Raw genomic sequence first — 13,413 nt, forward strand, 5'->3', positions numbered from 1 at the left:
AACCTCCGATGCGGCGCGCGGGTCAGTCCGAGGAGATCGCGGCGCCGTGACGTTCCTGGCCTCCGCCGGCTCCGGCTCCGTGTCGGAAGTGAACGGGGACCTCACGCAGCCATGCGGCCCGGGCGCTTTGTTTCTTTTCCAAGCGGTCGGCGCAGGACAAAAGGCGGTAAACATGGAGGGGCGACATGTGGATCCGGCTTTGCGACGACGGCGACCTGGCGATCACGTTCCAGTACGACGAGGGACTGGTCGCGCTGGTGAGGACGCTCCCCGAGAAACGGTGGTTGAAGAACGACCGGTGCTGGATCGTACCGCGGGAGCACGCCGCCGTGGTGGTGGAGCGGCTCCAGCCGATGGGGTTCGTGGTCGAGCCCTCGGTGATGGAGCTGGCCGCCGACCCCTTGGCCGCTGGGCCGCCCGCGCAGACGCCGGACCTGACGGTCGCGGAGCTGAACGAGAGAGCCGCCGATGCGATCGACCGTGCGTTCACCGGTTCGGTTTGGGTCGTGGGAGAGCTGTACGACGTATCGCGCGCCCGGCGCATCGACGCGAGCGGCACCCTGCGGTTCTCGCTCGTCCAGCGCGATTCCAAGGGCAAGGAGATCGCCCGGGTGCGCGCCGTGCTGTTTGGCGAAACCCGCAAGCGGCTCGAACGCAACCTGCAGCGCGCTGGCAGCCCGTTCGAACTGCAGGACGAAACCGCCGTGCGGCTTCGGGTGCGGCCTTCGCTCTACGCGGCGGGCGGCTCCTTTCAGATCGTCGTCGACGAACTCGACGTGGAGTACACGTTGGGAGACGTCGCGCGGCGCCGGGAAGAGGTGTTGCGGCGGCTGGTCGGTGAGGGGCTCCACAAACGCAACCCCGCCCTTGCGATTCCGCCCGCTCCCCTGCGCGTGGCGCTGATCACCCGGGCGGAATCGGACGCGTTCCACGACGTGCGCCAGACGCTCACGGACTCGGGGCTTGCGTTTGTGCTGACCGTTGCCGACGTGCGGGTGCAGGGTCGCGACGCCGAGCCAACGATCCTGCGTGCCCTACGCCGGTTCGAAGCTCGGGCGAGGGAGTTCGACGTGCTGCTCATCTGCCGAGGTGGCGGCTCTCGCGTCGACCTATCCGCCTTTGACAGCGAGGCGATCGCCCGCTCGGTCGCGGCGCTCTCGATCCCGGTGGTGGTGGGGGTGGGACACGAGCAGGACCGCTCGGTGCTGGATGCGTGCGCGCGTTCGGTGCGCACCCCCGTCGCCGCCGCGGAACTCCTGGTCGAGGAGGTCCTTCGTTTTGAAAGGGGACTCGGGGCGGCGATGGGTGCTGTTTCGGAACAGGCCGGAACGATGGTGCGCGCCCACGCCGAGGATCTGGCGCGCATCCGCCGGGAGCTGGCCCCGATGGCGCTCCGGGCGGCATCGGAGGCCGAGCGCACGCTGCAAAGCCACGCGCGGGTCGCGTCCCAAGCGGCCCTCGGGACCACCCACCGAGCCCGCGCGGCGCAAGCGGCCACGGGCCACGCGCTGGAGACCGCGACGCGTCACGCCGTGGCCCGAGAGCAGACGCGCGTCCAAACGCGAATCGAGCAGCTCCGAGGGACGTCGCGGGAGCACGTCGCGGCCCCTCGCAGGCACCTCGCAACCGCTCGCGCCGACCTGCTTCGGGGAGGCGCGGCGGTCTTGGCCATCGCCTCCGCGGGCCACGAGTCGGCCGCGCGGCAGATCGAGCTCGCGCACCCGAAACGCGTGCTGGAGATGGGTTACGCGATCCTCCGCAAGCCGTCGGGGTCCGTGATCCGATCCTCGCGCGCGGTGCGCGCGGGCGATGCCGTGGTCGCCCAACTCGCCGACGGGACCCTGTCGCTCGAAGCGAAGCACCCCGGCCCGCCGCAGCAGGAGCTCGCGCTCGATCCCGCCGGGGATAATGGGGACGAGGAGAACGTGTGAAGCCCAAAGAACCCACCTATGCCGAGGCGTCCGAGCGCCTGGGCGCGATCCTGCAGCAGTTGCGCGATGGTTCGGTCGAGATCGACGATCTAGCGCAGGTCGTCGAGGAGGCCGCGACCCTGCTCAGCCACTGCCGCAAGAAGCTGCGCGCGGTCGAAGCCAAGGTCGAGAAGATCGCGGCAGAGTTAGACGAGGCGGACGACGATCCGTTCGATGGGCCGGAGGAGTAAGCGTGCCCCAGTCGCCATGGTGGCCCTCCGAGCGTTGGGACGAACTGGTCGAGGGGCGGAATTGCCCGCTCTGCCAGGTGCTTGCGTATCCTGAGAAGGACGAGGAAGCCGTCGTCGTCGCGGATCTTGAGGCGAGCCGCCTCCGCCTGGCCCGGAACCAGTTCGTCCGAGGCTACTGCGTGCTCGTGAGCCACGTCCACGCGAAGGAACCCTACGAGTTGGCCCCGGAAGTGCAAGCCGCTTTCTTTCGGGACCTGATGCGAGCGGCCAAGGCCCTCGACCGAGTCTTCCAGCCCGTGAAGATGAACTACCAGATACTTGGAAACCAGGTGCCCCATCTCCACGCGCACCTGCTGCCTCGGTACGCGGACGACGGGGCGCCCGGCGCACCCCTGGCTCCGGGCAGCGGCCACCACGTGCTGAACGCGGAGGAGCTTGAAAGGCGCGTCCAAACGATCCGGATCGCCTTGGAAGAGGGGTAGCCTCCGCGCATGGAACCCAAGCTTGACGCCATCGGAATCGTCGCGGCCGACATCGCGGCCTCGGCCGCGTTCTACCGCCTGCTCGGCGTTCCGTTCGGCGAGCCCGCCGAGGGCGAAGACCATTTTGAGGCGACCTTGCCGAGCGGATTGCGCCTCATGCTCGATTCGGAGGCTTTGGTGCGCCAGATCAAGCCTGGCTGGACGCCGCCAAACGGCCAGCGGATCGGCCTCGCCTTCTTGTGCGCAAGTCCGGAGGACGTGGACCGCGTCCACCAGGCGGTGGTGGACGCGGGGCACGCCTCCGAACTCGCCCCTTGGGACGCGTTCTGGGGCCAGCGGTACGCGCAGGTGAAGGACCCCGACGGAAACACCGTGGATCTGTTCGCGCCGTTGCCCGGGTAGCACCCCCCTTTCGTCACGGTTCTCGGCGACCGACAATCAGACGGTGGCTCGCCGAACGCTGCGCGGTACGACGCTGGTGGAACTGCTGCTGACCATCACGCTGGTCGGGATCTTCAGCGCCACCCTGATGAGTGCCCTCAGCGCAGGTTCGTTCAAGGTGGAGCGCGCTCGTCAACGGGCGGTGGCCCTGGGCATCGCCCGCGAGAAGATCGAGGAGCAGCGCGTGCAGGCCCGGTCGGGCTCGATGTCTACAGGCGCCTCCAGCACCGTGGTGAGCCGTGCGTCGGGCGTTGGACCGTTCAGCGTGACGCGATCGATCTCGTCAGTGACAACGGGCGGCATCAGCGGGCTTTTCAAGGTCAACGTCCAAGTGAGTTGGACTGCGAACAACGGCGCCACGGACCAGGTCGTGCTCGAGCTGTGGATACGGGACTATGACGAGTAGACGTGGATTCACCCTGGTCGAGGTGATGATCACCACCGCTTTGGTCGCGGTGGTGGTCGGCGTCCTCGCCTCGCTCTATTTCACGACGTTCAACCGCATGACCCGGGGCGTCGCGGAGGTCTCGGCGATTCTGCAAGCCCAGATGTTGCTCGATAGGATGGAGGTCCATCTTGCCCAAGCGTGCGACGCCCAACTGGTCACTTTCGGGGGCGTGACGGCGCTGAAGATCACGATGCCATCGACCGGCAAGGATAAGGACGGCGACGGGGTTCTCGATTCCTGCACGCCGACCGGCGTCAGCACTCGAGGCATCGCGAAGTTCAACCGCGGTAAACGGGTCTGGTACTACATGTCGAACGCAACAGGCAACTTCGGGACGCCCGGAAACCTCATCTACCAGGCCGCGCGAAACGACGATGCCAACCCGACGGGTGCCGATGTCGTCACGGCTTTCAGCAACTCCGGCGGGCAGTATCGATACCCGCTCCTGGATTCGATCGGATTCAGTCTGGACAGCCCCGTCGAGTCGGTCACGGTGACCGTGCGAACGTCGAGGCTTTACCGCAACGAGAGTGCCGCGGGCGCGGCGGCGGCGGAGAACAGGGACAACTACGTCGTGACGTTGAGCCGCAAGGTCTGTTGGAGGAACTGGTGGAAGTGACCGGCACGCGGCGGAGCCGCACCCGACGGGGGAGTTCTCTGATCTTCGCGGTGATCCTGATCACGGCGATCACGATCTTCTTCGTGGGCGCGCAAGAGCTGATGATGTCGTCAGTGACCGCGCAGCAGCGTTTCGAGGACCGGACCAAGGCTCGTCTGGCGACGGAGTCCGCCGCGGCGGAAGTGATCTCGGAGTTCCGATACGGCTTGCTGACGTTGCCCGCAACGCGGGTCGTCACCGTCGCGGGCATTCCGGTCACCGCGGATGTGACGGACAACTCCGGGGTCGTTCCCAAGACGATGAAGATCACCACGTCGTTGGCGATCAAGGGTACGACGTTCAAAGACTCGGTCGTCGCCGGGCAACGCATCGACCCCTCTCCATGGGATTTCGCGCTGTTTGTCAACGGGTCAAACTCCTGGTCGGACGTGCTCACCACGGGCGCTTTGGGCGCCAATGGAAGCGCCTATTTCGGCTGGAGCGCCTGGGGCGGTTCGAACACCCACACGATCAACGGCGACCTCGAGGGCGTGGTCGATCTCTCGTCCACCCGCTTCAACGTGACCGGCACCGCGTGGGACCATTGTCCGTCGATCGCGTTCGCCACGGGCACGTGGGCAACTTACCAAGCCGCAGCCGACACGATCTACTGGAGCAACAACATGGTCGGTTACACATTCACCGACTTCGGCCCGACGAAGACCCACCTGGTCTTCCACACTGGGGATCTCAACATCGAAGGGAACTTCGTCGGCAACGGCATGATCTACGTGAACGGCAAGGTCAATATCAAGGACGCCATCACCGTCAGCGGAGGGAAGTTGGTCATTGTCGCCGAGGAAGACGTGTTGCTCAAGCAAAACGACGTTGCGGTCAACGCGTTCCTCTTTGCCGAGAACGAGTTCAAGGTCAGCAACCGGGGGAACACGGTTACGGGTGCCGTGGTCGCCAACTCAAGCGACATCGGCAAGTACGTGACGATCATCCACGACCCCTACTTCACCGACAACCCCTCGGAGCGCGCCCGCTTCAAGTTGCCCGGATATTGGCCGTAGGAATCGCGCGGCACCCTCCAATCCGGGCGCAAAAGTCCCGATAAAAACACCGTGCCCCGCGGGAGCGAACCGCGGCGCATCTGGAACGCGCCAACGTGATGAACCAATCCAACGAATCCGCACTGGCTTCCGAAGCGCTCGGGATCCGCATCCGATGGGCCGTGTTGGCCGCGGCGGGCATCATGGTGTTCGACCAGATCGGCGCGCCGGTGTTCGAGGTCGCCCTTGGCGTGATGGCGATGGCGAACCTGGCCCTGTTGAAGCTGGTCGCCAAGAAGGAGTGGTTCGCCAAGTTCGGGCGGAAGGCGGGTTGGATCGCCCGCATTGCAGACGGTGCGATCCTCACCGGCATTGGATTCCTCCCTCCGTTCGGCGCCGAGAAGTTGTGGCTTTTGACCGTGCCGGTTCTCGTCGGGGAAGCCTTGATCAGCCGCAACAAGCGCCATGTCGCGTTGACGGCGGCGCCCATGGCCCTCATTCAAGCGGGCGTGCTCTTTGCGAACCACGCGAGCCCCACTGCGATCGCGATGTCGGTCGGCACGATCTTCGCCGGCGCGGCCGTGGGATTGGTGTTGTCCGGCTATCGGGTGCGCGAGGAGCATCTGGTCACGCACGACCGGCGCCTTTCGTCGGTGCTCGACTGCGGCGCGGCCCTTGCCGCGAGCCGCGATCTTCGCGCTACGATCCTGCACACGCTGAAGTCCGCCGTCCACGAAACCGGCGCGACGTGCGGGTATGTGATGCTGATCGACGAGTCGGGGTCGGCCACGCGGCTCGTCACCGAAGTGGCGTACAGCGTCGAAGGGAAGTTCACATTCCCCGAGGAGTTGGAGGTGGGCCAGGGTATGTCCGGCTTCGTCGCAAAGATGGGGCAGCCCGTCGCCATCACGGACGGCGGCGAGGAGAACCAGTTCGACGGCGTGACTGCGGGCGTGCACTCGGCCGCGAGCGTTCCGCTGGTGACGCGCTCCTACTCGTCCACCGCGCAGTCCGGTGCGGAGAACGTGTTGGGCGTCCTCAGCCTGCTCAGCCTCGACGGCCGCGCGGCGTTCTCGGCCGACGACATGGACTTGTTGCGGGCGCTGGGCTCGCTCATTTCGGTAACGGTTTCGAACTCGCGGATGGAGGAGCGGCAACGCACGACGTTCCTGCGGACGATGCAGAGCCTGGCGACCGCCCTCGAAGCCCGGGACGAGTACACGCGGGGCCACTCCCACCGCGTCAGCGAGGTGTCGTTGATGATCGGCGAGAAGCTCGGCTTCGGTGCGGAGGCGCTGGAAGAGCTGCGCGTGGGGACGATCCTCCACGACATCGGCAAAATCGGTGTTCCCGACGAGATCCTCAACAAACGGGGCCGCCTCACGGACGAGGAGTTCGAGGTCATGAAGAGCCACCCGGTCAAGGGCTACGAGATCTGCCGGCCGTTGATGCTCTCCGAGGGGATCTTGATGATCATCCGCAACCACCACGAGAAACTGGATGGAAGCGGGTACCCGGACGGCTTGAAGGGTGGAGAACTGCCACTGTCGCTGCGCATCGTGTGCGTGGCCGACGCGTTCGATGCGATGAGTTCGAAGCGTCCCTATCGCGGCGTCATGGAGACCTCGATGGTCCTGGCGGAACTCAGCAAGGGCGCGGGAACCCAGTTCGATCCCGTGGTGGTGGAGACGCTCAAAGAGTTGATGGATTCCCCCCCGATGCAGGAGCTGTACGCCATGTATTGGGACGATCGCGCGCGGGCGGAAAGTCGGCAGACCCAGGAGCAGAAGGCGGCTTAGCATGCCACGCGATCCTTCCAGCCGGTTCCAGCGCCGTTCGCTCGGCATCGACGTCGGCAGCCAGGCGATCAAGTTCGTCGCGGCCGATTTGGTCGCCGAGCGTGTGGACGTCCAGACCGCCGGCTCGTTCACCATCCCCCTCGGTTTGGTGACCGATGGAATCGTGCGCGATCCCAAGCGCTTCGGCCGCTCGGTGCGGGCGCAGTTGCTCGAAGCCGAGGTCGCCTGCACCTCCACCGTGTTCTCGGTTCCGAGCAACCTCGCGGTGCTTCGTTGGCTCAACATGCCGCTCCTCGAGCCGGACGAGCTGCGCGAGGCCGCGCGGTTCAAGGTCAAACGCCACCTCCCGTTCCCGGTCGAGGATGCGTACGTGGAAGCCTCGCCTCCCGAGTCGGTCGACGAAGAGGGGCAGGGCCCCGCGCTGATCATCGCGGTGCGGCGGGACGTGGTGGACTCGCGCGCGGAAGGGCTCGAATGCGCCGGACTGGAGCCGATCGGGGCGGAGTTGGAGGCCCAGGCCATCCTTCGCGTGGCGGAGCGAAGACTGGGTGAGCAGAGCGCGCTTTGGCGCGACGCCTCGCTCACGATCATCGACGTGGGGGCGACGAACACGCACATGTACGTCGTGCAGAACCAGCAGCTCCAGTTCATCCGAGGCGTGAAGTTCGGCGCGAACCTCATCTCCCAGACCGTCGCGGACGCGCTGGACCTGGCGACCGAGGAGGCCGACGCCCTCTTGAGCCGCCCCGAGACCGTCTTGAACCCCGACGGGGTGCTTCACCTGTGCGTCGAAGGGTTGCCCGCCTGCATGCGGATCCAACCGGCGCTCGAGAGGCTCACGCGCGAGTTCCTCCGGCTGTTGCGCTACTTCCGGTCGCTGCATCCCGAACGGAGCTATGCGGGCATTCTCGACCACGTGCTCGTGTGCGGAGGACTCGCCAGCCTGAACGGGTTCGCCGAATACCTGGAGCAGGAGCTGGGCCTGCGCGTCGAGCGCGCCCGACCGTTTGCCGGCACGATCGCCAAATTCAGCAAGAGCTCGTTCGAAAACGTGGTGAACCGCCAGGAGGCGTACACCGTCGTGATGGGTCTCGCCCTTTCCGGGCTCGAGTCCACGCGCAAAGATCAAGGGGAGGCAGGGCTTGGACACCAGTTCGCTTGGTCGCGCGCAGCGTAGCACGAAGACGATCAACGTCGAGGCCAATCTGCTCTCCGAGCGGCTGACCGAGCGCGCGCGCATCGCCGAGAGCTCGCGCAACCGTCTCATCGGGCTTGGGCTGTCGCTCGCCCTCTTCCTGCTGGCCGCGCCCCCCCTCTACCGGTACCAGGGGGCGGCGACGAGAGCCGCGCACAACGCTCAGGCGAAGGCGGACCAGTCCGCCGAGCAGCGTGCCGCGCTCGAGAAGAAGGTCGAGGAAGCTCAGCCGAAGCTGGAGGAGAGCGAATTGATGGACCGCCTGCAGAAGCAGTCGAACGGTGTGGTCGACCAGTTGGTGGGCGTGCTCAACGCCGTGCCCGCGGGCGTGGCGCTCTCCGGCGTGAAAGTCGACGTCATGGGTGGCACCCTCACCTTCCAGTGCACAGCCGAGGCGGAGAGTTTCGAGCAGGCCCAAGCGTTCCTCGCCAACGCGCGCAGCGCACCCGGTTCCAAGGATGCGTTTCTCAGCAGCGCTCGCCAGAGCGCGCAGATCGCGCCGACGGGAGTGGGCTTCGATCTGATCAAGAAGGTGGAGTGGGCCCCATGATCCGCCACACCCTTGCCGAATCCAAAGTCAACGCGCTGCTCGGTCGCCTGGTGGTCGGATGCGCGGTCGTCTGTGCTCTCGTCCTCGCGGTCCTGGGTGCCAGCGGGCTGTACTTCGGCGCGCAACGAAGCCAAGCCGTCGAGGCGGTCCGGGCCGACAAGGATGCGATCAAGCAGGCGATGGACACCCTCGACCGGAGTCGTTCGGTAAAGGCGGTCGGAGGGGTGGAGGGTCTCGCCGCCGTCAACGCCTTCCAGCGATTCTTCGTCGAGAAGGTCACGGGGAGCGGGTGCACCGTCAAAGAGGTGGTCGCCTCGTCGGAAGGGCAGCCCTACGTGACGAAGTTCAACAAGGACACTCCGCCCAACGAGTACGTCCAACTCGGCTTCAAGTCGTCGATCGTGGGTTCCCCGTCGCAGGTGCTCGCGGCGTTGCGTGCGTTGGGAGAGAGCCAGATCCCGTTCGAGATGGACACCTTGACCCTGCGGCGCTCGTCGGTCGCGCAAGGGCATTCGATCCTCGAACTCGCGTTCGAGCTTCGGGTGCTGGCCAAGGGAGGTGCCGCTTGAAGACCGGCGATCCCAAGAAGGTGTTGGTGCTCGTCGTGGTCGCACTGGTGGTCCTCGGGGTGGCCGTGGTGCGCATCCTCCCCAAGTCGGAGCAAGGTCCCCGTGCGGTCGAGGGCGCCGAAAAGACCGCGGATGTCGCAGCGGTGGTTTCGAGCCAGGAGCTGGTGCTTCGCGGCGATCCGTTTTACCACCCGAAGCTGGAATTGCCTTCGTCCGCGCCCGATGTGGGCGAGGCGGACCCCGCGGGCGCGGCTCCCCTGGACGTTCCTTCCGGAGGGTTGCCGAACCCGGCGAGGTGGGGCGTGCCGAGCGGCTGGATCCCGGGTCTGATCGGCATCCGCCCGTCGACGGGGGACACGGGCGACCCTGAGGAAAAGACCGGGAAGGGCCAACAAACAAAGAAGACCCGAAAGGTCGTTTTGAACGCGGTTCTTTCGGTGGCGTCGCCCTTTGCCTACCTGTCCGTCGACGGGACCGAGTTCCGGGTCGGGATCGGTGGCGAGGTGCCTGGAATTGGAACGATCGCGGCGATCACGTCGGGTTCGGTGACCGTGGTCACAGCCCGTGGGAAGGTCGTGTTCGAGATCGGGGAAGCAGTGGAACTATGAGCGATTTCTTGATGGCCCTCGCGGCCGGGACAAGCCTCCTCCAAGGCGGAACGCCCCCAACGGTTTCCAAGGTGCGCCCTCAACCGACGCCGGCGGCGGTGGTTCGTCCTTCGCTGATGCCGATCGCCTTTGATTGGGCCCTGCCGGGCCCGCGGGGCCTGGCATCCCTTTCCAACGTGGAGAAGCGGGCACGGAGTCGCGACGAGGTCGAGATGCCGTTCTCGGGAGCTCCCTCCGTCCCGGCGCCCGACAAGCCCCTCGACCTCTTGGAGAGTCTGGGTTGGCGAAATCCCCTGGGATCCCCCACCCGCTTGCAGGCGTCCTTCCGGAACAGCTTCCCGGGTGCCAGTCCGACGTGGATCTCCACCCCCGCTCTGGCGCCCCGAGTTCTGGCAGGGCCCGACGAGGACTGGGCGGTTCGCCAGACCGAGCGGTTGGAAGACGTGGTGCAGGCGGCCCTTCCCGTCGCGGCTGCAGGCACGCCTCCCTCGCCTCCTCCGGGAGGCGTCAAGCGCACGGCGATGGACGAACTCATCTGCAGCCTGAGCGTCGCCGAGTGGGATCTGGCCAAGGTCCTGCAGGCGCTCTCCGTGCAGACCCACGCGAACTTGTTGCTCCAGGCGCCGCCCGACACCAAACTCACGATCAGCCTCACGAAGGTTCCGCTGGCGGACATGCTGCGCCACATCTGCGCGGTGACGAACCTGCAGTACCTCCGCGTGGACAACACCTACATCGTGGCGGACGCGGCGAAGCTCGAGGCCGCCTATCCGGCCGAGTGGTATGCGCTGCACCCCAAACCCGACGCTCCCAAGACGGCTCCCAAAGAGGCGACGGCCACGCACGTCTATATCGCCAACTATGTGAGCTCCCAGCAGGTTGTGGAAGCGCTGAAGGGGATCTTTGGAAACCAGGGATTGACCGTGAACGCCGGACCGTCCCAGGTGACGCCGAAGATCGTCGCCCGCGACACCGGTGCCGTGACGGGCATCACGACCGGCACGGTGTCGGCCGCACCGGGGACGGACACGGTCTCCCGAGTCGTCATCCTTCAAGGGCCCCAGGATGTGGTGGACGCCGCGCTCGAGGTGGCCAAGGCGCTCGACGTCAGCCGGCCGCAAGTCTCGATCGGGGTCGCCATCTACGACATCAACAACGATGCGGTGAAGGACCTTGGGCTGTCCTGGACGTTCGGCGATATCGGGATTTCGGAGGGTTCGGTCGGCAAGGGCCTGAACTTCGGAGACTTCACGCGGGTGCCGCTCAGCTTCGCCGCGACGATCAGCGCGCTTGAGAAGAACGACAAGGCAAAGCAACTCGCGTCACCCAACATCTCCGTGCTCGACGGCGAGCAGGCGTTCATCCTCATCGGCAACCGCATCAACTATCCGGTGCTGATCGGTTACACGCAGCTCAACACGCCGATCTTCGACAAAGAGACCGAGAAGGTGGGCATCTACCTGCAGGTGGCCGCGTCGGTGAGCGACTCGAACGAGATCACCCTGAGCCTCTATCCCCAGGTGTCGTCCATCACCGGATTCTTGCAGGTAAACGGCGCAAGCTATCCCCAAATCGCCACGCGGGAAGCGCAGACGACGCTTCGAGTCCCGAGCGGTCAGACCATCGTGATGGGCGGTTTGCTCCGGGATGAGGAGATCTCCAACATGGAGCGCGTGCCGATCCTCAGCGACATCCCGATCCTCGGGGAGCTGTTCAAGCGCCGCAAGACCACGAAGACGTCGTCCCAGGTGCTGATCGCGATCACCCCGACCGTGATTCCCCCCAAGACGCAATGAACCTCGATCGCTCGATCTCCGATATCTTCGTCGAGGAAGGGTACGTCACCCGCGAGGAGCTCAACCAGATCCTTGCGGAGCGGGCCGACACCCTTGAGCCGGTCGGCGACCTGCTCGTTCGGCTCAAGAAGATCACGGAAAAGCAGAAGCTCAAGTGCGTCGGGCTGCAGATGGGCGTCCCGTTCGTCGATCTGGCCAACCACGAGCTGGACATCTCGACGGCGCGCATCATCACCCACCCCGTGGCGATCCGGCTGCTTTCGATCCCGATCGAGAAGACGGACATCGCCGCCAGCGTGGCGATGGTGAATCCGCTCGATCTGGCGGCGATCGACGATCTCGCCGCCCTGACCGGCCTCGACATCGACCCCATGCTTGCGACCGAGGAGGACATCCGCGACGCGATCTTCCGGTCCTTCGGCGCGTACGACGACCTTGGCGAAATCGTTGGCGAGGCCGTCAAGGGGCTCGACAAAGACGGGCTCCGGATGGCGGGCGAGGACGAGGAGGAAGAGGAGCAGGTCAACGTCGTCGAGCTCAAGGAGATCGTCGAGGGCGCTCCGGTCATCAAGCTCGCCAACATCCTCTTGACGCGAGCGATCTCCATGCGCGCCAGCGACATCCACGTTGAGCCGCACCAGCGGCGCGTGCGCGTGCGCTTCCGCATCGACGGCTTGCTGCAGGAGGTGATGTCGATCCCCAAGGACCTGCAGCATCCGCTGGTGTCCCGCATCAAGATTCTGGCAAACCTCGACATCGCGGAGCGGCGCGTTCCCCAGGACGGCCGCTGCACGATGGTGTCGCACCAGGGCGAGTACGACTTCCGCGTGTCCACGTACCCGAGCGTCTTCGGCGAAAACGTGGTCATCCGCATCCTGGATAAGCATGCCGCGACGATCGACCTCAACAAACTGGGCATGTCGGCCGAGAACAAGACCCGGCTCATTCCGAAGATCGAGGAGCCCCAGGGGCTGATCATCGTCACCGGGCCGACCGGCTCCGGCAAGACGACCACCCTCTACGCGGCCCTCCACCACCTGAACGCGGTGCATCGGAACATCGTGACCGTCGAGGATCCGGTCGAGTATCAGTTGGAAGGGATCATCCAGGCCAACGTCAATCCGCGCGCCGGCATCTCGTTCGCCACGGGGCTGCGCTCGATTCTGCGGCAAGACCCCGACGTGATCCTCGTCGGCGAGGTGCGCGATGGCGAGACGGCGTCCATCGCGGTCGAAGCCGCGTTGACGGGCCACCTCGTGTTGACTTCTCTGCACTCGAACGACAGCGCCGCGGCGATCACCCGATTGATGGACATGGGCATCGAGCCGTTCTTGATCGGGTCCTCGATCACGTGCAGCGTCGCCCAGCGGCTCGTGCGCGCGTCGTGCCCCAAGTGTCTCGAAACGTACGAGCCCGAACCCGAGGTGCTCGCCAAACTCAACCTGCCCACCGACGTCCCGTATCGGCGCGGCCGTGGCTGCGAGTACTGCGCGAAGACGGGCTACCGCGGACGGATGGGCATCTACGAAGTGCTCGACGTTTCGTCCGACGTTCGCAGGATGATCCTCACCGGCAACCACGCCGCAGAGATTCGGGATCAGGCCGAGCGGCAGGGCATGACCACGTTGCGGAACGACGCTCGCGCCAAGGTGCTCGAGGGCACGACGACCATCGAGGAGGTCATCCGCGTCACCGCGGACGGAATGTAGGC

14 protein-coding genes are annotated in these 13,413 nt (G+C 65.8%); all 14 read left to right on the forward strand.

Annotated features, from left to right (window positions below; all coding sequences use genetic code 11):
- Positions 1-185 precede the first annotated feature (185 nt).
- The 14 genes from xseA to tadA all read left to right on the forward strand — a co-directional run bounded on the left by xseA (position 186) and on the right by tadA (position 13,411).
- Entirely contained in the window at positions 186-1,931 is a 1,746-nt protein-coding gene (xseA, locus tag M9921_06705) for an exodeoxyribonuclease VII large subunit (protein ID MCO5296527.1), read from the forward strand.
- Positions 1,928-2,161, forward strand: a complete 234-nt coding sequence (xseB, locus tag M9921_06710; protein MCO5296528.1) for an exodeoxyribonuclease VII small subunit — start codon at positions 1,928-1,930, stop codon at positions 2,159-2,161. Before xseA ends, xseB begins: the two co-directional genes overlap by 4 nt.
- 2 nt (positions 2,162-2,163) lie before the next feature.
- On the forward strand, positions 2,164-2,643 hold the full coding sequence (locus M9921_06715) for an HIT family protein (GenBank protein MCO5296529.1): 480 nt from the start codon (positions 2,164-2,166) through the stop codon (positions 2,641-2,643).
- 9 nt (positions 2,644-2,652) lie between these two features.
- On the forward strand, positions 2,653-3,045 hold the full coding sequence (locus M9921_06720; protein ID MCO5296530.1) for a VOC family protein: 393 nt from the start codon (positions 2,653-2,655) through the stop codon (positions 3,043-3,045).
- Between the two features lie 43 nt (positions 3,046-3,088).
- Positions 3,089-3,490 carry a type II secretion system GspH family protein gene (locus M9921_06725; GenBank protein ID MCO5296531.1) on the forward strand — a complete coding sequence of 134 codons (402 nt, stop codon included), beginning with the start codon at positions 3,089-3,091 and terminating at the stop codon, positions 3,488-3,490.
- Entirely contained in the window at positions 3,480-4,151 is a 672-nt protein-coding gene (locus M9921_06730) for a prepilin-type N-terminal cleavage/methylation domain-containing protein (protein MCO5296532.1), read from the forward strand. The genes M9921_06725 and M9921_06730 overlap by 11 nt, the downstream gene beginning before the upstream one ends.
- Positions 4,142-5,206: a hypothetical protein gene (locus M9921_06735; GenBank protein ID MCO5296533.1), complete on the forward strand. Its 1,065-nt coding sequence runs from the start codon at positions 4,142-4,144 to the stop codon at positions 5,204-5,206. Before M9921_06730 ends, M9921_06735 begins: the two co-directional genes overlap by 10 nt.
- A gap of 98 nt (positions 5,207-5,304) precedes the next feature.
- Positions 5,305-6,984 carry an HD domain-containing protein gene (locus tag M9921_06740; GenBank protein MCO5296534.1) on the forward strand — a complete coding sequence of 560 codons (1,680 nt, stop codon included), beginning with the start codon at positions 5,305-5,307 and terminating at the stop codon, positions 6,982-6,984.
- Position 6,985: 1 nt separating this feature from the next.
- Complete coding sequence (pilM, locus tag M9921_06745; GenBank protein MCO5296535.1) at positions 6,986-8,161, forward strand: type IV pilus assembly protein PilM; 1,176 nt, start codon at positions 6,986-6,988, stop codon at positions 8,159-8,161.
- Complete coding sequence (locus tag M9921_06750; GenBank protein ID MCO5296536.1) at positions 8,127-8,729, forward strand: hypothetical protein; 603 nt, start codon at positions 8,127-8,129, stop codon at positions 8,727-8,729. The genes pilM and M9921_06750 overlap by 35 nt, the downstream gene beginning before the upstream one ends.
- Positions 8,726-9,298, forward strand: a complete 573-nt coding sequence (locus M9921_06755; protein MCO5296537.1) for a hypothetical protein — start codon at positions 8,726-8,728, stop codon at positions 9,296-9,298. The genes M9921_06750 and M9921_06755 overlap by 4 nt, the downstream gene beginning before the upstream one ends.
- Positions 9,295-9,906 (forward strand): hypothetical protein, encoded by a 612-nt coding sequence (locus M9921_06760; protein MCO5296538.1) that lies wholly within the window; start codon positions 9,295-9,297, stop codon positions 9,904-9,906. The genes M9921_06755 and M9921_06760 overlap by 4 nt, the downstream gene beginning before the upstream one ends.
- Positions 9,903-11,702, forward strand: a complete 1,800-nt coding sequence (locus M9921_06765) for a type II and III secretion system protein (GenBank protein ID MCO5296539.1) — start codon at positions 9,903-9,905, stop codon at positions 11,700-11,702. The genes M9921_06760 and M9921_06765 overlap by 4 nt, the downstream gene beginning before the upstream one ends.
- Entirely contained in the window at positions 11,699-13,411 is a 1,713-nt protein-coding gene (gene tadA / locus M9921_06770) for a Flp pilus assembly complex ATPase component TadA (GenBank protein MCO5296540.1), read from the forward strand. The genes M9921_06765 and tadA overlap by 4 nt, the downstream gene beginning before the upstream one ends.
- Positions 13,412-13,413 lie beyond the last annotated feature (2 nt).

This window comes from Fimbriimonadaceae bacterium (assembly GCA_023957775.1).
Taxonomy (GTDB): domain Bacteria; phylum Armatimonadota; class Fimbriimonadia; order Fimbriimonadales; family Fimbriimonadaceae; genus JAMLGR01.